The organism is Lysinibacillus sp. GW247-5R2A (assembly GCF_059424475.1).
Genome location: NZ_JBWKZL010000005.1, coordinates 129,117 through 150,362 on the forward strand (window position 1 = coordinate 129,117; position 21,246 = coordinate 150,362).

Here is a 21,246-nt window from a genome sequence, read left to right on the forward strand (position 1 = left end):
TGAATACTTTCAGCTTAAACCTGGGGGTTGCTCACAGGTCAATACATATTTCCATCTATCACTCTATTTTATGGGAACATACATTTCTAAAAAAATTCGTTCTAGTCCTTCCTCGTAAGTAGCTAGTAATAAGTTAATATAAACGAGGCCTAAAAGTTCATAGCCATTTTCTTTGGCTACCCTTCTAATTGTCGCTTCCACTTGGTCGTCTGTATTTTTGCCACCCGTTGACCATCTTCCATCTTCAATGACCGTATATAAACAGGTAGGATGATATAAAACCTGCTCTTCTAGTGCTTTCTCGTTTTCTTCTAGCTTTCGCACAATCATAAATTTATCTTCCTGCATGCCTTGTTCATTAAACTGTATTACTCTTCTTAATGAAGTCAGGATAACCGCTTTTTTTAAACTGTCTGTGTTTTCTTTAAGTGCATCATATTCTTCATAAGCTGTGTAATGGTCTATTACGCCTAACATGGCTAGAGGCTTCATTTCTTTTATCGTAAAGGTACCTAAATATTGTTGAATTTTTTGGCAATCCTCTTGTGCATTTTGGAGTTTTTTTAACAGTAGGTTTTTATAGGCTATCTCCTCTAACACCTGTTGTTCTTTCTCCTCTAATAAGAGTTGGATTCCCTCAATGCTCATGCCATTTCTTACTTCTTGTATTCGTTTAATTTCTAAATCCAATTCTCGATAAAAATTGACGGTTGTTAAATTATATATATCCAATGGATTGTATGTTCTATAGCCATTCTCACTATTTTGTTGAGGCTTAACCAATTCCTTTTCCTCATAATATTTAATCGTATCTCTAGAAATGCCTAAAAATTTTGCCACTTGTCCAATTGTATACATAATACCCCCCTTTCTTAGCCAGTATGAAAAAACTGTAGACATGAAAAGTACATGCTTACAGTTAGATGTTCATTATTTTTTATGGAAAAATGATTTCCCTAACAACTCAATGGTTGCAGGTGCCAGTGCATACAACTTACTTGATAGCCCCATGATTTTGGGGAGATTGACCTCTCGAACTGGGCGCTCAATTGTTTTAATTGTCGCCTGTGCCACTTCATCAGCTGATAATAAAAATCTACCTAAAGATTCGCGATAGCCACTTTGATCATTGGCCTTGTCTAAAAATGGTGTATCAATCGGACCCGGGTGAATAGCTGTTACTTTTACATGATATGGCGCAAGCTCCATCCGTAGTCCATTTGTAAATCCTACAATTGCATGCTTGGTAGCTGCATAAACACTTGCTTTCGGAGTGGCGACCTTGCCAGCCTGAGACCCAATAAAAATCAAATGCCCTTGATTGCGCTCCATCATCGTAGAAGCTAACCGTTTAGCAAGGTAAATAGGCACACTAATATTCAATTCAATCATTTGTGCAATATCCGCATCCATTAACTTAGGAGCCTCAGCAAACTTTCCAACACCAGCTGAAAGGATGGCGACATCAATCGGTGGAAGCTGGGCACAAACAGCGTCGAGTGTATGTAAATGAGTTAAATCAGCTTGAATGGCTTTGGCTCCCAAACGTTCTAAAACTTTTAAAGCTACCGCATTGCGGCCTGTGGCATAAACGGTATGACCTTGCGCTACTAGTAACTCTGTTATTTTTAAGCCTACACCACTTGTTGCCCCTGTCACGAAGATCGTCTTACTATTCATATATAGTCCTACTTTCTTTTAAATAAATAGATGCCTTCTTCTGTTTTCGTTGACGTAATATAATTATTTGCCTCTAAATAATCTAGATGCCCCAACGTTTTGGACAGTGTTAAACCAAGCATATGCTGGAAGATAGCTGGATACAATCGTTTCGTCACTTGCACAACCGTTAATTGATCATCCCCTAGTAATTCACAAACTTTCATAGATTGCTGATGCTGTCTTTCTAGTCGTTTATCAATTAAGACCGGAATGTCTTGTAGTTCAGCCCCATGTCCTGTATACATCATTTTGACAGGTAATTGGCGTAAAATTTCTAGCGATTCATTATATTGTAATAATGATTTTGTGCGTCCCAATGAATGATCTAATGGTGGCTCAATTAAAGGGTTCGGCGTTATTTTTTCAAGTAATAAATCTCCGCCAATCACATGATGTGTTTGTTCATCCCAAAAAATAAAATGGCTTTGTGCATGCCCTAATGTTTCAATTGCCTTTAATCCTGGATGCCCAGGTACTTCATCTCCATCCGCCAAAATTTGTGTCAATGGACGTTCACCTACAAGCTCTAATTCGCGACGAACATGCACGCTTTTTGCAATATACTCTTGTGGCACCCCATGTTCAAATAAACGTTCACTGTAAAATTGCTCGTGATAACGTAAAAACTCCTCGTCATGACGAAGCCACTTATCATTATAGGCATGGCCTAAAATTTCAGCATGTGGAAATGCATCGACCCATCCTGCATGATCAGGGTGATGATGGGTGAGTACAACTTGTTCAATATCTCGCATATCGTAGCCTGCGGCGCGAATCCCCCATTTCAGAGCATCATAGGCTTCTACCGTTTTTGGTCCAACATCAAAAATGCTAAGTGCATCACCTTTCACAATAAATGCATTGACATCTCCTACTTCATAGGGTGTTGGTATTTCTATTTTGTATATAGACAAAGTTGTCTCCCCCTTTTTACTCGCTAGTGAATACTGATTCATTCTATTTTACAAGTTTTTTCTGTTTTCGTCATCTTCCTGTTGACAGGTTGCTTATCCATCACTATAATTTTGAATAATCTAATTATTAATGTGCGTTGAAGAAGCCGAGTACGTAATTGGTGAAGGTGTTAGAGAGTGTTACATTTGCTGAGAGTAACATCACCCACTCCCATTACCGAACCTATTTCTGAGCAGTTATGTAAACATAACCGTCTCCCTTGCGATAAAAGGGCTAAGAGTTGTGCCAACATTGGCAAACAAAGGTGGTACCGCGGAAACAAAAGCGTTTTCGTCCTTCTAAATAAGGACGAGAGCGCTTTTTTATTTTGAACTGGAGGTTTTATTCATGAAAAAAATTTTATTTATTGGTGCGGGCTCAATGGCAGAGGCATTGATTCAAGGGTGGATAAAGCAAAAGGTATTTTCACCACAGGAAATTTACGTCACCAATCGCTCTGACAAAGAACGTCTACATTTTTTACAAGAAACATATGGCATTCACTGCCTGTTTGATCAGGCCATTTTTCGTCAGGCAGATCTAATCATTTTGGCAATGAAGCCAAAAGACGCAATTGCAGCAATGCGTGAGTTAAAACCAAAAATCACAGCACAGTCTGCGATTCTGTCCATTCTAGCAGGTATTGGGATAGGGACGATTACTGAACTTTTAGGAAGCCGTCCAGTCGCACGAGTGATGCCTAACACGTCTGCCACTATCGGTATGTCCGCAAGCGGCATTGCCTTTAATAACGAAGTATCTACTGCACAGCGTATTCTTTTTCTCCAGTTATTAGAGGCTGTTGGCTCCGTTATTGAAGTCGATGAGGACCAATTACATGCAGTCACAGCCCTTTCAGGTAGTGGTCCTGCTTATATTTATTATTTAATGGAAGCGTTCGAGCGTGTAGGAACAGAGGTAGGTCTATCCAAAGATACAGTTCGATTATTGATGACGCAAACACTTGCAGGTACTGCTGAAATGCTCAAACAATCCGTAGATGAGCCAGATGTACTCCGCAAAAAAGTAACAAGCCCAGGTGGGACAACAGAAGCGGGGATTCAAGCGCTAGAGCAATATCAATTTAATGAGGCAATTGAAGCTTGTATTAAAGAAGCAGAAGCACGATCTCGTTCACTTGCAAATGGATAACATTAGGTGCAAAATAAAGTTTATCACTAGGAATTAGGGGGCTTTATTTTGAGTAAATTATTCGAACCTTATCAATTACAATCCATTTCCTTAAAAAACCGTGTTGTCATGGCACCGATGTGTATGTACTCAGCCGAGGATGATGGTATGGTCACACCGTTCCATCAAGTCCATTATGCGACACGAGCAGCTGGGCAAGTAGGATTAATCATTTTAGAAGCTACGGGTGTTGTACCAGAAGGTCGTATCTCCAACAAGGATTTAGGCATTTGGGATGACGCGCATATTGAAGGCTTACGTCAATTAGTAGAGGGCATGAAAGCATATGGGGCTAAAACAGGCATCCAGCTTGGTCATGCTGGACGTAAAGCGGCAATAGATGGCGACATTTTTGCCCCATCAGCAATTGCTTTTAGTTCAGACTATCAAACACCAACAGCCATGTCTGAAGAGGACATTCATCATGTGATTGAAGGGTTTAAACAAGCGGCTATTCGTGCTGCAAAGGCGGGCTTTGATGTACTAGAAATTCATGGGGCCCATGGCTATTTAATCAGTGAATTTTTATCGCCTGCTACGAACAAACGAGAAGATCAATATGGTGGCTCACAGGAAAATCGCTATCGTCTATTGCGCCAAATCATCGATGCTATTCGCAGTGTTTGGGATGGGCCATTATTGGTACGTGTTTCTGCAGAAGATTACGCAGAGGATGGCACTACAATCGAAGATTTCATCGTCTTTAGCCGCTGGATGAAGTCACAAGGAGTAGATTTAGTAGATGTATCAACAGGTGGTGTTGTCCCTGCTGCTATCAATGTTTTTCCAGGTTACCAGGTTTCTCATGCTGAAGCTATCAAACATGGGGCTGATATCCCTACTGGTGCAGTGGGCCTTATTACAACAGCCATTCAAGCCGAAGAAATTTTGCAAAATAATCGTGCAGATTTAATTTTATTAGCTCGTGTTTTACTCCGTGAGCCGTACTGGGCCCTCCATGCAGCTAAAGAATTAAGCGAAGAACTGCAACCACCCGTACAATATGTTCGTGGTTGGTAATCCTCGTTCCATAACAAAACAGCTTGTGCGTTCACAAGCTGTTTTTTAATTAGAACAGTGGATTTTGTTTGATTTCTTCATCAATAGCCTGTACTAATGCCTCCGCATCATCCGCAGTGACGATTTCTCCGTTCACAATAGCAAAAATACCTTGCTCACAGATTTCACAATGCGATGTACAACCCGATTCCTCCATCTCAATATCTTCACGTTCTAGTAAGACATCATATGCATCTGCCGCACCTAACGATAAATTCGTGATGCAAAACTCAACTCTATTTTTTAATGGCTGTGAATCTTTCTTCTTTTTAAAAAGAGAAAATACCATGTTTATTCCCCCTTACAAAACTATCATCTATCATACCATAATGGGACATATCTATGAAAACCCTTACAAACAATTCACGCACATTCCCCTCATTTTTGAACATCATGTGAATTATAAATAATTTCTAGTTAGTAATAGCTCTAGTAAATCATTTGGAACATTTGTCGATTCTTTATAGAACAAGTATACGGGTACATTTGGCAATGAAAAGCCTTCAAACGGTACACTATTAAAACGTCCCTCCATACGTTCCTTTCTTACAATCATACGAGGTAGAAAAGACATCCCTAACCCGTCTTTGATTAGTCTTTTGACGACATAGGATTGGGAAATTGATACTTGCCTCGTCAATATATAGTTTTCTCTTAAATTATGTAAAAGCTCATCCCAAATAGTTGGATGATGATGCGTAAATAATGTATATCTTTGAAATAGCTCTTCATAATCGATGTAAGCCCCTGTTTCATCATCATAAGCATCTAATGGAATTACTAATTCTAACGGGCTTTCAATAAGCAGCTCTTGATGCCAATGTCGATAGCGAGTTGGTAATAAAGAGATACCTATATGCGCTTGATGCTGTTGAACTAAATTTTCAATTTTAGCTGAATCCTCCACTAAAATCGAAATTTCCAATGCAGGGTGATCATTGATAAATTGATACAAAACATGCGGTAAAATGGTTTCCACCATTAAAGGGGTCATAGCGATAATAATCTTTTCCTGAATGCCTTTACTCACTAAACGAATGCGTTCAATACTTTGCTCCCACTGAAGGACGATTTGCTGTGCCTCGAGTTGAAAAAGCTTCCCGGCTTCAGTTAATTGGACACGGTTTCTTTCACGCTTAAACAATGGAACATGCAAAAATTCTTCTAACTGTTGAATGTGAACGGTGATACTTGGTTGTGAAAGATGAAGTTGTTGTGCCGCTGTTCGAAAATTACAAGTTTGAGCAGCTACAATAAAGGACTGTAACCATTTATACTCCATGTTTTCTCCTCCTTGATTACTATTTTTGATTAAGTTCATTACATATATTTAATTTACTAAATTATACAATAATAATAGACTGACTATTAAATAGATGATGCAAAAGGAGAGATATACATGTCTTATGCTACATTAAGTCGTCAATTTCGAATATTTGCCGAACAGGAATGTGTAAACTCTAGCCCCCTGTATGAACATTTAGCTAATAATATTGCTGTGGATGAGGAGCTATTAGAGATTGCCTCCATGATTCCACCCAATCAACCAGCACCCAATTTATTGTTGGCGGCTGTGCAATATTTATTGGGTTCCTTGAAAGATCCTTTAGCTAAGTATTACACGTCTTTTACAGCAACTCCACTTCCCATTCAAGAGGTTTACCCTGTCTTTAAGGCATTTGTAATGGCCCATACAGCACAATTAAAGTCATTGTTTCAAAAAAAACTTGTCCAAACCAATGAAATTCGACGTTGTGCCTATCTCTATCCGATGATGACTGACATTTATCACAAGCATCAACGACCATTAGCCTTCATAGAAATAGGAGCAAGTGCTGGACTCCAGCTTGGTATGGATCACTACAATTATTGCTACAATCATCAATTATCCATCATCAATACAGACAATGGATGTATCATACCTTCAGAAAACTGTGGGGAAACACTCCCTGCGACTGTGTCTAAGCCACCTGTTGTTTGTCAAAGGATTGGCATTGATTTAAATCCTATTAATCTCCGACAAAAGGAAGACAGTCAATGGCTGCAAGCTTTAATCTGGCCTGAACACCATGAACGTCGATTGTTGTTAAATGAAGCTCTCCCTATCTTCGGTCAATTAGATATTCAGTTAATAAAGGGTGATGCAATCCAACTAATAAAAGAGCTTAGTCAAACAATTCAGCAAGAGGCAATGTTAGTCGTTTATCATACACATGTCGCCAACCAACTGCCATTACCATTACGGCATGAATTAATGGAGCAATTAAAGGAAATAAGCATGGAACGACCTCTTTATCATTGCTATAATAATTTATTTGACTTACAGCTACATCAAGATTTTATGCATCTGGGCACCATCGAGTCGATTCGTACAATGGAACGACCAGATGGGCATGCACGCTGGTTTAAATGGTCCAACTGCTAGGATATACAATAAAAAGAAACGCTGTGTCCTATTGCTACACAGCGTTTCTTTTTATCTTTAAAAATCGTATTCAGCATCTTTTTTCGCACGAATTTCTGCAAATGCGTCTGTTACCATTACAGTATCCTCTGCTAACCGTTCAAGACGGAAAAGAACATCATCATTGACAATTTCTTTGCGTAAAAAGTCTTTTTCTTCTATAAATACGTAGGTTGGCACAATATGGGCCTTCATGTAAGCAAGAATCGGCTTTAATTGCTGCTCCACCATTAAGTAGTGCTTGGACGTACCTGCTGTGACAACAACACTGACCACTTTATCGCGAAAGGCATTGACTGGTAATAAGTCAAAGATATTTTTCAATGTTGCTGGGATGGATGCCTGGAATGTGGGCGTACCAATAACAATAGCATCCGCAGCCATGATGGTTTCTGTCACATATTTTGTATCGCCCTCATAGTCAAAATAATTACGTCCATCACTAAATACTAGTTGATAGTCAGCGAGATCCAGAAGTGTCACTTCATGCTCTGGGTATTTTTTTTGGACCATTTCGACAAATTTATGCATCGCTGTTCTTGTTTTTGAGCCGATAATAGAACCGGCAAGTGCGACCATTTTCATGACTGTTCGCTCCTTATTTTGCTGTATATTTTTTTATTGCAGGAATAATATCATTACCGATTATTTCAATATTTTTCATAATTTTATCGAAGGGCACGCCTCCAAAATCAATTTGAGCCATAAATCGTTGCATGCCATAAAGCTCATATTGATAAAGTAATTTCTCAATAATTTGCTCCTTGCTTCCGACCATTAACGCATCCCGTGTATCTGTTGCTTGTGCAAATTGTTGCTTTGGATAGCCTCCCCCACGAATCGCTTGGAAACCACCATTTAAATGTGGATACATCCCTTGCAATGCCTCTTTTGTGGTATCGGCTACATAAAACAGGCTTGTTGTGGCAACCGGCAATTCATTTGGATCAAAGCCTTGTCGCTCTGCCGCTTCTCGATATGCATCCACTGATGGCTTAAAGTTTGCAGCCGGCCCACCTAGAGTCGTTAGCATCATGGGAATTCCCATATATCCTGCCTTGATGGCACTTGCAGGTGGACCTCCGACAGCACGCCAAATCGGTAAGGAGCCACTTTTTGGCTGTGGTAAAATTTGAGCGTGATGAAGTGGAGCACGGAACTGTCCTTCCCATGTTACAAGCTCCTCTGCATTGATTTTCATGAGTAGCTCTAATTTCTCTTCAAACAGTTCTTCATAGTCATGTAAATCTACACCGAGTAAATGGTAGGCACCTACTCGGGAACCGCGACCTGCCACAATTTCTGCGCGACCATCGGATAATAAATCAATAGTTGCAAAATCCTCATATACACGTACAGGATCGGAGACACTCAGCACAGTAGCAGAGCTTGACAGCTTAACTTTTGATGTCGCTTGTGCTATGGCGCCCAACACAACTGTATGTGCTTGCGTTGTAAAATACGATTGATGACTTTCGCCTACTCCAAATACATCAATACCCGCTTGCTCCGCTAATTGGCTAGCTTCAACTAGTTCTTGTAGTCGTTGCTGGGCAGAAATTCGTTCTCCTGTTAGTGGGTTGGGAATATGGTCTCCTAAAGAATACAGTCCAAATTCAAGTCCTTGTGATTGATCAATACGATATTTTTCCATTATGCTTATCTCTCCTTATTCAAGCGGCTCTAAAATCGCTTCAATTTCTGCTCGTTTTTCCTCTAAAAATGGCGGAAGATCTAGCTCTTTTCCTAGTTCATCTACTGTGGAATCCACCGTAAACCCTGGGCCATCTGTCGCCATTTCAAATAGAATTCCGTTACGATCTCTAAAATAAAGACTTTGGAAATAATAACGATCGACGACACCTGTACTAGTCAAACCTAGTTCTTTAATTTTTGTATCCCATTCTTGAAGCTCCTCCACCGTTGCTACACGTATAGCAAGATGGTGAATACTCCCTTTACCTGGCTTTTCGCTTGGTCCTTCTAATTCTTTAACAAGAATCTCTCCAAGCACTTCTCCCTCTATCGATTGCAGGACTGTCCCTTGGTCATTTTCTGCAACAACGGTATAGTGAAATAAATCTTGGAGTAAATTCACAGTCCGTTGTAAATAACGCACCGTCATTTCAACTGTACCCATTCCTAAAATGCGGTGCTCTTCAGGAATTTCATTGCCATCCCATGGTTGCCATTGAGTTGGTGTTTCCTGACCATGATGATTTAATAACACCATTCTCAACCCTTCATGATCTTCAAAAAATAAGGCATCTTTCCCTGCATATGTGGTGATGTCACTATGTTCAACCTCAAGCTCTTGAAAGCGACCTTTCCAATATAGTAAACTCTCATAGCTTGGTACAAGTAGACCAATACGTGTTATCGCATTAGTTCCTCGCACTGTGCGGCCCGCAACAGGCATCTCAAAAAATGTTAATTCTGTTCCCGCTGAACCTGTTAAGTCCCCATAAAATAAATGATACATAGATGGGGAGTCTTGATTCACAGTTTTCTTCACACGTCGTAACCCTAAAATTTTTGTGTAAAAATGATTATTTTGTTTTCCATTTTTCGTTAGCATGGAAACATGATGGTGTCCACTTAATTTGTTCATTTGGCTGCTCCTCCTCAAAATCACTTGACTAAGCAAGTGATAGCGTAAAAAAAATTACACTTGTGGCAATTTTTTTTCCTGACTATGCTTTTCCAGCTTTGTCATGACTTTATATAAAGTTTTCATTTCTTCATCTGTTAATACGTCTTCAAAAAATGAGGATTGGAAGTGAAGCTGACTAGGTGTTGCTGCATCAATCATTTGCTCCCCTTTTGCCGTCAACGAAATCGCCTTCGTCTTCCAATTTTGCTTACGCTCAATCAGTCCCTCTTTTTCCAGTCTTGCTAGCATGCGAGACATTCCACCTTGTGTGACTGTTACTTTCTCTGCAAGTTGACATTGTGTAATAGGTGCATAGGTTTTTATTTGGATCAGCACATCAAATTGTGCAGTTGTTAAATCAAAACGTTTTAAAAATTCATTGGATAATTGATTACTCTGGGCTGTAAAGCGCATCATGCGAATCCAGGTTAAAGTACCTAATGTATGATTTTTCACGACTTTATCCTCCCTTCTGTTATCACTTTACCACGCAAGTGATAAAGTAGCAAGGAAAATATCTCGAATTTGAGATATTAAATAAATAGGGAATATCCCTATATAATGCCATGTGTGGTAATAGGATATAAATTGCCTTTAAAAGCAAATGATATTCTCCCTGTTTCTTCTGAGACGACCATAACGAGTGCATCGCTAACCTCACTTAATCCCAATGCTGCACGATGTCTTGTGCCTAATTTCCTTTCACCTGTATAACGCTCAGACAGTGGTAAGACATTGGCAGCCGATTCAATTTGATTATGATTGACTAATACAGCCCCATCGTGAAGAGGATTACCCGGGAAAAAAATAGATTCTACTAATGAATGAGTTAAGTCAGCACCTATATGAATACCAGGCTGGACTAGATTCTCCAAAGCGTCTTCCCGCTGGATCACAATTAAACCACCATGTCTTCTCAGCGACATATTTTGTACACTATGCGATAGTTCTGGATACTTTTCAGTAAACGGGGAAAGATAACAATTTAAATAAAACGTGGCTGCTTTCATTTCTATTGCCACAAACTTTTCTTTAATTTTTTCAAAATTGCCAAGGAGACAATTTGTATCTGTATCCATCTGTTGAACACTTTGCTGTAATGACATAATCACTTGGAGAAGCTCATCTTTTAATGTTTCTTTCATTGGTGAAAAATCACAATTTATTGAATTCACAAAAGGCACCTCTCTTTTTTATAAAAGCTTTTCTCTCTTAGTTTCTCAGGAAAAGCTATTTTTATGCGTCACAGAAAGTTAGAGCTAAGAAGTGGTCTTTTTCCCTACTAAGAAAGACAATAAAAGTCCGATCATAGTTAAAATAGTTGTCGCGAAAAAGGCTGCACGAATTCCACTTAGCATTGCATTTGTGGTACCCATCTGGAACTGAAGCGTAGTGACTGTGCTCATGATGGTAACTAATAACGCTGTGACTAACGCTCCTCCGACCATACGCAATGTGCTATTCATCGCTGTTCCATGAGCCATCAATGCTAGAGGTAATGCATTCATACCAGCCGTTGTCAAAGGCATCATTATCATGGAAATGCCCAATGAAATCGTAGTAAAAAGGAGTGCAAGTAACCAAAGACTTGTGTTCATTGATAGCCCTATTAACACACTTGATCCAAGCAACATACATGTAAATCCACCAAATGCTAAGCCTTTACCTCCAACCTTATCGAATATTTTACCTGTTATTGGCGACATAATGCCCATCACTAATGCGCCCATCAATAACACCAAACCTGTTTCAAGTGCGGTCAATTGACGGACATTTTGAATATAAAATGTTAACAGTATTTGCGTACCAATCATAAGTGCATAAACTAGGCTTGATAATATAGTTGTAATCGTGAAAATGGTCGATTGAAACACACGAAATTCTAGCATTGGCTGCGGTAAACGGAGCTGACGTCTAATAAATAAGACAAGCATAATGCTTCCCACTGCTAATGGTATCCATACCTGCATTGATAGAACCCCAACGGCTCCCGCTATACTGAAGCCATATAACAAACCTCCCCAACCAAAGGATGAAAACACGATAGAAAGACTATCTAGCTGCCCCTCTTTTTTCGTCGTTACATTTTTCATAAAAATAGTTGCTACCGTGAGGACAATAACGGAGACTGGCAGAACCGTAAAAAATAAATGCCTCCATGTAAGATGGTCTAAAATCCAACCTGCTAATGTTGGGCCAACTGCTGGGGCAAAACCAGTTACTAAACCAGCAAATCCCATAATGGAACCACGTTTTTCTTTTGGATACATCGTTAACAAAATGGTTTGCATTAAAGGCATAATGATTCCTGCACCGGATGCTTGAATGATTCTAGCAATCAATAAAACTGTAAAGGATGGCGCAAACGCTCCTAAAAATGTGCCTACACTAAATAAGGTTAATGCTACGATTAACAATAAACGGTTGGAGAAACGGCCGATTAAAAAAGCCGTTATTGGGATGAGAATCCCATTTGTTAATAAATATACGGTCGTAAGCCATTGAGCTAAATTGGCATCAATCTTGAAATCCTCCATGATTGGTGGCATGGCAATTAGCAATAATGTTTGATTGAGAATAGATACAAAGGCAGCGGATAATAAAATCGCTACAATTAAATTTCTTTTGTCGTTCATATTTCATTCCCCTTTTTGTTAGTTAGTAATCACTAACATTTTGGTTGAAAATAAATAGCCCTTAGTGAGGGAAAAGCTATACGCTTACTCCACTCACAAAAGTAGCTACTAATTGCTGAATAAAAGATTCTTTCTGATCCTTTAAAAAATGATTGTCCCATAATGCATTGGTTACAAAAAAACCAAAGAGGCTCGTTAAAAAAACAATCGCCTGCCCATAAGTATCGATTTCCTTTAACGTCCCTTGCGTAATTTTGGACTGGAAATAAGCAGCCAATAACTTTTGTAGCTGTTGGGTTTGGGTATTCGAAATAGACGCCATTAGTTCAGGTAGTCTATCACGATCTTGGGCTGCGATGAGAAAAATGGGTTTGTTTTTTTCCATATACGCTAAATACGTTTGACCAATTTGCTGGAGATCATTGACGAGATTACCTGATAACTCTTCGGCAAAAAAACGTTCAAAGTACGGAATATATGAATGGGTTTGAAGTACTGCCTGAAGAATGCCCATCTTAGTTTCAAAATGACGAAAAACAGTCATTTCACTAACACCAGCAGTAGTGGCAATATCTTTAACTGACACATTCGAATAGCCTTTTTCAGTCATTAAATCTGTAGCTGCCATAAGAATTTTTTCTTTTGTATCTTTTTTCATGCTCAGCCCCTCCAAAATGTTAGTCATGACTAACAAAAATATAAACAACTTTCCCCTCCTTGTCAAAAAAAACGTGTTACCTCTAGAACTAATTTTCTACAGGTAACACGTATACGGGGCTACATATGTCCAGCCCTAATCTTTCTCACAATACTAAAAGTCGTATATGTAGCAGCTGGTGCCAAGACGACAATAAAAATGATCCAGACAGTTAGATTATTTGTTGCTTTCAAAGTTTCATAATTTGTTATGACAAACATGATGAGACCGAATAGTAATAAATAGCTCAGCACATTTGGAAAAATAACGATTAGTCGTAATAGTGCTGGCGGCATCTTTTGCTGATTCATTTTAACCACACCCCTTTTTTCAAGTATACGGGAATTAAGTGATTGATCGTACTATATTTTTCCTTTTACTATAAATGTATAACATAAAAACATCTATTAGCTGGCATTCCAATTAATAGATGTTTTCCGATATTAAAGCAATGAATTGTTTTGCCAAGTATAAATCGCTTGATCGGAAGTTAGATACGTTTGCGGGAAAGTTTCCTGAGCCTCTGCCAAAAATGGCGGTAAATCTTGTGGAAGAAAGCGAGCACTTAAATGATTTAAAAGTAGATATTGTGCCCCTGCTTGCTGTGCCACCTTTGCTGCTTCCACATTGGTAGCATGACCATAATTGGCTGCTAAATCCGTAGTTGTGCCATCAAACGTAGCTTCATGGACAATGATGTCAGCACCCATTGATAGCTGTACAGCTTCTTCACAATATTTTGTGTCACCTAAAATGGTCAGTGTAAAGCCTTTTTTGGCTGGTGCAACAACATCTTTCGCTTGTATGACATCGCCGTTATCAAGCACGACATCATGCCCTCTTTTCAATTGTCCTAAAAGAGGTCCCTTTGGAACACCTAAATCCTTGGCTTTCTCGATTAATAATTCCCCAGGTAAATCCTTTTGTTCAATACGATATCCGTAGCATGGAACAACATGGCGCAATTCCTTCGCATAAGCCGTAAAACAATCATCCTCATATACAATCCCTTCTTGAACTTCTACAAAGTGCAAAGGATATGTTAAATGAGTCTTTGATAAGGAGAAAGTTTGTTCAATCCATTGCTGTAAGCCCGCTGGACCGAAGATCGTTAAAGGTTCATCTCCACCTTGAAACGAACGGGAGCTTAAAAAGCCAGGCAATCCGAAAATATGATCACCATGCAGATGCGTAATAAAAATTTTTGACACCTTCCGCGGCTTTAACGAGGTGTGTAAAATTTGATGTTGAGTCGCCTCTCCACAATCAAAAAGCCACATTTCACTTATTTCGTCTAATAGCTTTACCATCAGGGCACTCGTATTTCGTTCTTTGGAAGGCATGCCTGCGCCTGTTCCTAAAAAATGTAGCTGCACATATGCCACCTCACTTCATGTTTTATCGTTTTATTGTACCTTATTGGGCCCCATAAGAAAAACCTTTGGTAAAAGCTTTCTCCAAAGGTTTTGTCGTTTATTTTGGTTGCCAAGAAACAAGGGCTGCATGAAAATCATGACGATAATAATAGCGTCCATCTTTTTCTTCAATAAAAGGTTGCAGCGATTCCTCAACGTGTGCTTGTTGGATATCTGTATTTAATATTTTTTTACTTTGAGTCGTCACTAGTTGTTCATAGCTTTCATAAGCATAGACGCGTTCCAAAGGAATGATTTGACAATCAGCGTAAATATCCATTTCGTAGAGTAGATTTAAAAACTCTATATAATCTCTTCGGGGGAATTTGATCGTATAGCCATACTTTTCATATAATCGTTCATAGTGTGGCTGAATGGGCCCAGTCGTCATCCCTATAATGGCACGTTTCTTCGCGAGTCGATTCATATGCGCTAAAGCAGCTTTAATTTCATACATACGGTAAAAACAATTGACGCCTAAAACGATATCATGTGGCTCAATCTCCTCTTTTTCTAAACGCTCCCATTTTGCATGCACATAGGAAACGTGCTCCTGATGAGGCATACACTGCTGTAAGTACTGCAACATACTTTCGGAGCTATCTACACATGTGAGCTTGTTTACGCTATCTGCTAAAGGAAAGGTGTAATTTCCCCAGCCAGGTCCAATTTCTAATACAGAATGTTGGGGTTCAATACTTTTTTGCAGCTCCTGAAAAATACGTGCAGCATACGGATCCGTTTGCCCCATATTTTTTCGGGCAACAGATTGAGCCCAAAATTGCTCTTCTAGCTGATCATTCACCATACGCTCAGGCATATGCCCATGCCAGTCTTTCATACCTTCTTGCCATAATGCTTCGAAATTAATGGCTAATGGTCCTTTTCTTGTCATACAGATACCTCTATTGCTAATAATTCATATATTTTTTTCATATCAAGATTTGCTCGTACGTGACTAGCTAACATATTGTAGGCATCTTCTCTTCGTTCAGCATCACTTTTTACCTCACGAGGTAAGGCAGCTAATCCCTTTTTTACACGGATGTCATTGACAAGCTGACGGGTATACGTCCGATTATGGAATAAACCATGGAAATACGTACCAATCACCTGTTCATCTTGACTAATAGCGCCATCCTCTCGACCATCCTCAAGCTGTAAAAATGGTGTCACCTCATCACGTAAAATTTTTGTTCGTCCTAGATGAATTTCATAGCCCGTCAATATTTCCTGTCCTCTTGTGCCCGTCATTTGTACCGTTTTTTTATTGCCTACAAAAATAGTTTCCATTGGCAATAAACCAAGACCGTAAGCAGATTCACCATTGCCCTCTACCGCGTCTGGATCTAATAGCGTCTCACCAAGCATTTGAAAACCACCACAAATTCCAATAATTTTAGTGCCATGCTCCCTTAATCGGGCAATAGCTTGATCGAAGCCATTTGCCTTTAACCAGGCTAAATCATCCATTGTGCTTTTCGTTCCTGGAAGTATGAGCAAATCTGGTGTACCGAGTTCATGAACTTTTCCAATTAATCGAACCCCCACTTCCGGCTCATCAAAAAATGGATCGACATCTGTGAAGTTTGAAATACGGGGTAAACGAATCATCGCCACATCCACTGCAAACTCCCCTGGCTTTGGCTTTTTAAAGCGTAATGCGGATAAAGCGAGTGAGTCTTCTGCTTCAATATTGACCTCTAAATAAGGCACAACACCTAGCACTGGAATGCCTGTTTCTTGCTCCACCCATGCCAATCCATCATCCAATAACTCACGCATACCTCTAAATTTATTAATGATTAGCCCTTTTACTCGTGCCCGCTCCACCTCATCTAGCAATGCCAGAGTACCGACAATCGAGGCAAAAACCCCACCACGATCAATATCGGCAACAAGAATAACCGCTGCATCTGCTAAATGTGCCATTCGCATATTTGCAATATCACGATCCTTTAAGTTAATCTCTGCTGGGCTTCCTGCCCCCTCTAAGACAATGACATCATATGTATTTTGAAGCGTACGAACTGATTTTTCGACAATGGGCATCGCTTCCTGGACAAAATTATTGCGATATGTTTTGGCATCCATATTTAAAAAATGCTTTCCGTGGACGATGACCTCAGACATCATATCTTGCTTTGGCTTGAGCAAAATAGGGTTCATATCCGTTGTCGCAACAACACGAGCAGCTTCAGCCTGTACTCCTTGTGCACGACCAATTTCCCCACCGTCTATTGTTACAAATGAATTAAGCGCCATATTTTGCGATTTAAAGGGAACAACTTTAAAGCCATCATCCGAAAATATACGACACAACGCCGTACAAATCATACTTTTTCCAACATCGGAAGCTGTTCCTTGAATCATGATCGATTTTGCTGGCATAATCATTTTTCCTCCGTCATTATTGGTGTCACGCTGTCATATTTCTGTTCCTCGAGACACGATTATTTGCCTTCGTTCTGGTAGTAATCACTCTTATCCAACATGCGTTGCTCACCTAACTAAGAGTAATTCATCCACCCTGAAGGTGAAGATGCTTTAAAATTCAAGCCCCTTCACAGCTGGAATACCTTCATCATAATAATGCTTAGTAGCATCAATCGTAGAAACTAAATCAGCCATTGCTAGCAACGCAGGATTGGCACTTCGGCCTGTCACCACTAAATGCATAGTCGATGGACGTTGCTGAATTGCTTCGATAACTTCTGCCAGTGGAAGAACATCATCAATTGGAAACTTACTTATAGCCAATGCATTGTTTAGCTCATCTAGCACTAATAAATCAATGCTGTCATCCTGTAGAGCGGCTTTCGTTTTTTTCCATGCCTTTGCTAAGGCTGCACGATGCTCCTCAGGTGTTTTGGTCCAAGTGAAGCCAATGCCCATTTGTTCCATTTCCACTCCAAGCTTACGCAAGGCAATTTGCTCTCCGTACGTACGCTCAGGTGATTTAATAAATTGCATATAGCGCACATTTAACCCACGACCAACTGCACGTAAAGTAACACCTAGAGATGCTGTCGTCTTGCCCTTTCCTTCACCTGTATATACTAAAAACAAGCCTTTTCTTGCCATGCTGTTAGCCTCCTTACAGCCAAGTTGTTTTTTCTTCAAATGGTGTACGTTTCTTGTCGTTAAGCGCCTGTTCTTCTGGGTAGCCGATAAAAATCGTCCCTACCACTTTCTGTGCTTCACTAGCACCGATAAACGAATGCATGCGCGGATCATGAACAAGCCCAACACCACGTGTACGCCAAACAAAGCCAAGACCTAGCTCCTCGGCTGTTAGCCACATGGACATAATGGCACTGCAAACAGCAAAAACATTGTCCTCTGTCGCATCGGTATCACCCTCCACAACATCTGCTGTCACAACTATCGCAACAGGGGTTGTTTGTACAACCTTTAATGAGCTTTCCACTAAATTCGGCTTTGTAGGGAAGCGTTCCTGTAAATAAGCACTCGCCATTGCCTCATAGCGCTCCATTGCTTCACCTTGAATGACATAGAAATGCCAAGGCTCTCTCATTCTGTCATTAGGGGCAAATGTAGCTGCTTGTAAAATTTGTTCAATTTTCTCTTTTTCTACTAGCTGTGTTGTGTAATTTCGAATAGCTCGACGCTTTTTTAGTGCTTCGATAACTGTCATATTGCTTCCTCCTTCTGCTCTCCCAATGTGATGATTATGAAAAAGCAAGTCCCTGCTCTTCAAACCATTGAATTTTTTCACGTACATTGACGACATCACCCACTACAATCATGGATGGATTATGATATCCTTCTCGTTCAATAATGTGCGCAATTTCATCTAGTTGCCCTGTTATCGTTCGTTGTTGAGCAGTTGTTCCCCATTCAATAACCGCTACAGGTGTTGTGGCTTTACGTCCATTGTCGATAAGTTTTCGAGCTATGTAGGCAATATTGCCAACGCTCATATAAAAAGCGACCGTATCAATACCTGTTGCTAATGCTGGCCAATTTAAAAAATCCTGTCCTTTTTCTTCTCGGCCATGCCCCGTAACAAGGGCGAAGCTTGTGGCAAAGTCTCTATGTGTCACAGGAATTCCCGCATAAGCAGGAGCCGCAATCCCTGCTGTTATACCTGGCACAATTTCATAGGCAATGTCATGATTTTTCAAGATTTCAGCCTCCTCTGCACCACGGCCAAAGACAAAGGGATCGCCACCTTTAAGACGTGTGACAATTTTTCCTTGCTGCGCCTTCTCCACAAGTAAAGCATTAATTTCATCCTGAATGAGGTGGTGCCTCCCTGGTAATTTCCCACAATAAACGAGCTCCGCATCCTTTTTTGCGAAGTCTAGCAATGCTGGATTCACAAGACGGTCATACGCAATAATATCAGCCTTTTGGATACATTCCAGACCATAGACCGTAATGAGCTTTGGATCTCCAGGTCCTGCGCCAACGATATAAACTATTCCATCCTTCATTGCTTTTCTCCCATCAATAGTTGTTGTAAATAAGCTTCACGTCTATCCATCTCCCCTTGACGTGTCCATTCAAGGATGTTTGGCTCTAGCAACGCCTGTAATGCCGCACGTCTTTGTGGGCCTTTATCAAACTTGGCAGCAACCATTAAACGAGCTTGCTGCAAAAAGCATACGTAATCCTCATAGGCATCATCAAATTGATCCTCTAATTCTGCTTTAATTTTACGAGCTAGCCCGGGACTTGCTCCCGATGTTGAAACAGTTAACACGAAAGGACCACGACGAACTGTTGCTGGGGTAATAAAATCACTTTCACTTTGTCTATCTGTTCGATTCATTAATTGCCAATGCTGGGCTGCCTCTTGCACGGCTTCGTTAACTGCCAGGACATTTGTGGCAGCAATAATAAGGATTGCATCATCCAAATCACGTGGTTCAAACTCTTTTTGTTTCCAGGTAATTTGCCCCAATTCGGCTAGTGGCTGTAAATCTTCATGTAAGGCTGGGCTAACGATGACGATATTCGCCTTCGCTGGTAAAAGGGATGCCACCTTTTGTGTAGCTACGTGACCACCGCCTACGATTACAACCGTTTTATATTCTAGATTTATATGAATAGGAAAATAATTAGTCATCATTCTTCACCTTCTTGCAAGCTGTTAACCAATTGTCAACTAGCTTTGGGTTTGATACAAAATGAAAATGCGTATAACCAGCCACCAAATTCCCTACTTGATAGCCTTCTTGCTTTTTGCCAAAGCGTCCAATCGTTTCGTAGGCCGGTGTGTGATGGGAGCCACTATATTTGGAATAGTGGAATTCATGCCCCTTTGCCTGTTCCTCTGAACCAATTAAGAAATTATTGGCTGTACCAAAAATATCACGATAGCCAAGTGCTGCTAGCTTTGTTTGCATCGCTACTTCCCCTGGGATTACACCTATCATGTCATAACGCTCCCCATGGCTATTCGTAATAGCTTCTGTTAAATACATAAAGCCCCCACATTCAGCCAATGTCGGTAAACCTTTGTTGATGGCATCACGTATAGATTGTTTGGCCTTCGTATTTGCCGCAAGTGTCTGCGCAAACTCTTCAGGAAAGCCACCCCCTATATATAAGCCATCCGCCTCTGCTGGTACTGGCTCATTGGCTAGTGGTGAGAAAAAGTGTAATGTCGCACCTTTCGCCCGTAGTAACGCCAAATTTTCTTCATAATAAAAATTAAATGCCGCATCTTTTGCTATAGCGATACAAATATTTTGTGTAGGCTCCTCTGTAAATAATTTGCCTGACTCCTGAAGTACAGGTGCCTTTGTTATGTCAAGTAATTGCTCTAAGTCAATGGTTTCAGCCATTAGGTCTCCTAGCTTGTCAAAAAATGAATGAAGCTCTCCTCTTTCAATAGCAGGGACTAACCCTAAATGACGACTTGGAATATCAATCCCTTCCTCGCGCTTTAAGTAGCCGATGACAGGAATTCCACATTCTTGTTCAATAGCAGCCTTGGCAATTTCATAATGGCCAACACTACCAACCTGATTTGCTATTACACCAACGATATTTGGTTTATCGGATAATAATTGAAATCCTTTGACAACTGCCGCAACACTTCTAGCCATACTTGCACAATTCACGATTAAAATAACTGGACTCTCTGTTACTACACTAATATCTGCTGCAGAGCCAGCATCTGATAATGGACTTTTACCATCATAAAAGCCCATGACACCCTCGATAATAGAGACGTCTGCATCCCTACTGGCGCGAGCTACAATATCACAAACTGCTTCATGCGAGAACATCCAGCTATCAATATTGCGTGATACTCTACCTGTTACGGCCGTATGATAGGTTGGATCGATATAATCAGGTCCACATTTAAAGCCCTGCACGACTTTCCCTTTATTTTGTAGAGCCTTCATCAGTCCAATAGTAAAAGTAGTTTTACCTACACCACTGCCTGTCCCAGCTAGTACAAAGCGATTTGTTTGCAT

24 protein-coding genes and 1 other annotated feature are annotated in these 21,246 nt (G+C 40.2%); of the genes, 3 read left to right on the plus strand and 21 right to left on the minus strand.

Annotated elements, in window-relative coordinates; genetic code table 11:
• Window positions 1–63: 63 nt before the first annotated feature.
• The 3 genes from AC07YC_RS09640 to AC07YC_RS09650 all read right to left on the minus strand — a co-directional run bounded on the left by AC07YC_RS09640 (window position 64) and on the right by AC07YC_RS09650 (window position 2,678).
• Window positions 64–858 (minus strand): MerR family transcriptional regulator, encoded by a 795-nt coding sequence (locus AC07YC_RS09640; RefSeq protein WP_494919184.1) that lies wholly within the window; start codon window positions 856–858, stop codon window positions 64–66.
• Window positions 859–930: 72 nt separating this feature from the next.
• Entirely contained in the window at window positions 931–1,680 is a 750-nt protein-coding gene (locus tag AC07YC_RS09645; RefSeq protein ID WP_494919185.1) for an SDR family NAD(P)-dependent oxidoreductase, read from the minus strand.
• An 8-nt stretch (window positions 1,681–1,688) separates the two neighbouring features.
• Entirely contained in the window at window positions 1,689–2,678 is a 990-nt protein-coding gene (locus AC07YC_RS09650; protein ID WP_494919186.1) for an MBL fold metallo-hydrolase, read from the minus strand.
• A gap of 86 nt (window positions 2,679–2,764) precedes the next feature.
• Window positions 2,765–2,978 (plus strand) — a binding site (T-box leader).
• 46 nt (window positions 2,979–3,024) lie between these two features.
• Between AC07YC_RS09650 and proC the strand changes: the two genes are divergently transcribed.
• Together proC and namA are read left to right on the plus strand one after the other, a co-directional pair.
• Window positions 3,025–3,828, plus strand: coding sequence for a pyrroline-5-carboxylate reductase (proC, locus tag AC07YC_RS09655; RefSeq protein WP_336635105.1), 804 nt, complete (start codon window positions 3,025–3,027; stop codon window positions 3,826–3,828).
• A 48-nt stretch (window positions 3,829–3,876) separates the two neighbouring features.
• Window positions 3,877–4,887, plus strand: coding sequence for an NADPH dehydrogenase NamA (gene namA, locus AC07YC_RS09660; RefSeq protein WP_494919188.1), 1,011 nt, complete (start codon window positions 3,877–3,879; stop codon window positions 4,885–4,887).
• Window positions 4,888–4,936: 49 nt separating this feature from the next.
• Here namA and AC07YC_RS09665 read toward each other — a convergent pair whose 3' ends face one another.
• Entirely contained in the window at window positions 4,937–5,215 is a 279-nt protein-coding gene (locus AC07YC_RS09665; RefSeq protein WP_008178310.1) for a YuzB family protein, read from the minus strand.
• Window positions 5,216–5,326: 111 nt separating this feature from the next.
• Window positions 5,327–6,208, minus strand: a complete 882-nt coding sequence (locus tag AC07YC_RS09670) for a LysR family transcriptional regulator (RefSeq protein ID WP_494919189.1) — start codon at window positions 6,206–6,208, stop codon at window positions 5,327–5,329.
• A gap of 117 nt (window positions 6,209–6,325) precedes the next feature.
• On the opposite strand from AC07YC_RS09670, the gene AC07YC_RS09675 reads away from it, so the two are divergent.
• Window positions 6,326–7,351: a DUF2332 domain-containing protein gene (locus tag AC07YC_RS09675; protein ID WP_336635109.1), complete on the plus strand. Its 1,026-nt coding sequence runs from the start codon at window positions 6,326–6,328 to the stop codon at window positions 7,349–7,351.
• A gap of 57 nt (window positions 7,352–7,408) precedes the next feature.
• On the opposite strand, the gene AC07YC_RS09680 is transcribed toward AC07YC_RS09675, so the two are convergent.
• The 16 genes from AC07YC_RS09680 to AC07YC_RS09755 all read right to left on the minus strand — a co-directional run bounded on the left by AC07YC_RS09680 (window position 7,409) and on the right by AC07YC_RS09755 (window position 21,246).
• Window positions 7,409–7,975, minus strand: coding sequence for an NADPH-dependent FMN reductase (locus tag AC07YC_RS09680; protein WP_336635110.1), 567 nt, complete (start codon window positions 7,973–7,975; stop codon window positions 7,409–7,411).
• 13 nt (window positions 7,976–7,988) lie between these two features.
• On the minus strand, window positions 7,989–9,044 hold the full coding sequence (locus AC07YC_RS09685) for an LLM class flavin-dependent oxidoreductase (protein ID WP_494919190.1): 1,056 nt from the start codon (window positions 9,042–9,044) through the stop codon (window positions 7,989–7,991).
• Between the two features lie 15 nt (window positions 9,045–9,059).
• Window positions 9,060–10,001 (minus strand): ring-cleaving dioxygenase, encoded by a 942-nt coding sequence (locus AC07YC_RS09690; RefSeq protein ID WP_494919191.1) that lies wholly within the window; start codon window positions 9,999–10,001, stop codon window positions 9,060–9,062.
• Between the two features lie 54 nt (window positions 10,002–10,055).
• The gene (locus tag AC07YC_RS09695; protein WP_375135775.1) at window positions 10,056–10,460 is read right to left on the minus strand and encodes a MarR family winged helix-turn-helix transcriptional regulator; all 405 of its coding nucleotides are present in this window, start codon (window positions 10,458–10,460) and stop codon (window positions 10,056–10,058) included.
• A 137-nt stretch (window positions 10,461–10,597) separates the two neighbouring features.
• On the minus strand, window positions 10,598–11,218 hold the full coding sequence (gene cdaS / locus AC07YC_RS09700) for a sporulation-specific diadenylate cyclase CdaS (RefSeq protein ID WP_080709156.1): 621 nt from the start codon (window positions 11,216–11,218) through the stop codon (window positions 10,598–10,600).
• 84 nt (window positions 11,219–11,302) lie between these two features.
• The gene (locus AC07YC_RS09705) at window positions 11,303–12,679 is read right to left on the minus strand and encodes a DHA2 family efflux MFS transporter permease subunit (RefSeq protein ID WP_494919192.1); all 1,377 of its coding nucleotides are present in this window, start codon (window positions 12,677–12,679) and stop codon (window positions 11,303–11,305) included.
• A gap of 76 nt (window positions 12,680–12,755) precedes the next feature.
• Window positions 12,756–13,337, minus strand: coding sequence for a TetR/AcrR family transcriptional regulator (locus AC07YC_RS09710; protein ID WP_494919193.1), 582 nt, complete (start codon window positions 13,335–13,337; stop codon window positions 12,756–12,758).
• A gap of 119 nt (window positions 13,338–13,456) precedes the next feature.
• Entirely contained in the window at window positions 13,457–13,687 is a 231-nt protein-coding gene (locus tag AC07YC_RS09715; RefSeq protein WP_008178293.1) for a hypothetical protein, read from the minus strand.
• A 132-nt stretch (window positions 13,688–13,819) separates the two neighbouring features.
• Entirely contained in the window at window positions 13,820–14,752 is a 933-nt protein-coding gene (rnz, locus tag AC07YC_RS09720) for a ribonuclease Z (RefSeq protein WP_494919194.1), read from the minus strand.
• A gap of 97 nt (window positions 14,753–14,849) precedes the next feature.
• A complete protein-coding gene (locus AC07YC_RS09725; RefSeq protein ID WP_494919195.1) occupies window positions 14,850–15,686 on the minus strand; it encodes a class I SAM-dependent methyltransferase in 837 nt (278 codons plus the stop codon).
• Window positions 15,683–17,182 (minus strand): cobyric acid synthase, encoded by a 1,500-nt coding sequence (locus tag AC07YC_RS09730; RefSeq protein WP_494919196.1) that lies wholly within the window; start codon window positions 17,180–17,182, stop codon window positions 15,683–15,685. Before AC07YC_RS09730 ends, AC07YC_RS09725 begins: the two co-directional genes overlap by 4 nt.
• A gap of 156 nt (window positions 17,183–17,338) precedes the next feature.
• The gene (locus AC07YC_RS09735; RefSeq protein ID WP_043990458.1) at window positions 17,339–17,875 is read right to left on the minus strand and encodes a cob(I)yrinic acid a,c-diamide adenosyltransferase; all 537 of its coding nucleotides are present in this window, start codon (window positions 17,873–17,875) and stop codon (window positions 17,339–17,341) included.
• Between the two features lie 13 nt (window positions 17,876–17,888).
• On the minus strand, window positions 17,889–18,449 hold the full coding sequence (locus AC07YC_RS09740) for a nitroreductase family protein (protein ID WP_336635120.1): 561 nt from the start codon (window positions 18,447–18,449) through the stop codon (window positions 17,889–17,891).
• Between the two features lie 34 nt (window positions 18,450–18,483).
• Entirely contained in the window at window positions 18,484–19,251 is a 768-nt protein-coding gene (gene cobA / locus AC07YC_RS09745) for a uroporphyrinogen-III C-methyltransferase (RefSeq protein WP_336635121.1), read from the minus strand.
• A complete protein-coding gene (locus tag AC07YC_RS09750) occupies window positions 19,248–19,886 on the minus strand; it encodes a precorrin-2 dehydrogenase/sirohydrochlorin ferrochelatase family protein (protein ID WP_494919197.1) in 639 nt (212 codons plus the stop codon). The genes cobA and AC07YC_RS09750 overlap by 4 nt, the downstream gene beginning before the upstream one ends.
• Window positions 19,879–21,246, minus strand: coding sequence for a cobyrinic acid a,c-diamide synthase CobB (locus AC07YC_RS09755; protein WP_494919198.1), 1,368 nt, complete (start codon window positions 21,244–21,246; stop codon window positions 19,879–19,881). Before AC07YC_RS09755 ends, AC07YC_RS09750 begins: the two co-directional genes overlap by 8 nt.